Genomic DNA, 217 nt, shown 5'->3' with positions numbered 1-217 from the left:
ACTTTATTATTCTTGTGAAGAAGAATCGTTAGATGATTCCGTAGAACCGTTTGTTGATTTTTCTTCTTTCTTCGGTTCTTCTTTTTTGTCACTAGTTGAACCGCTTGTTGACTTCTCTTCTTTTTGAGATTTGTCGTCAGCTTTTTTACCAGAAGCATTCGTAGCCTTTGCAGCACCTGCATCAGCTTTAATTTCTGTTACTGATTTATTTAAGTAA

At 35.0% G+C, this 217-nt stretch carries 1 pseudogene; it reads right to left on the bottom strand.

Features of this window, described 5'->3' with window-relative positions:
* Positions 1 to 6: 6 nt before the first annotated feature.
* Positions 7 to 217 (bottom strand): annotated as a pseudogene (locus MR170_RS32035) (M23 family metallopeptidase); the annotation flags it as partial.

The sequence above is a fragment of the Bacillus cereus group sp. BfR-BA-01524 genome, assembly GCF_022662595.1.
Lineage (GTDB): Bacteria > Bacillota > Bacilli > Bacillales > Bacillaceae_G > Bacillus_A > Bacillus_A thuringiensis_S.
Note: the sequence above shows the minus strand (reverse complement) of the source record. Positions and strands in the feature narration are given on the sequence as shown.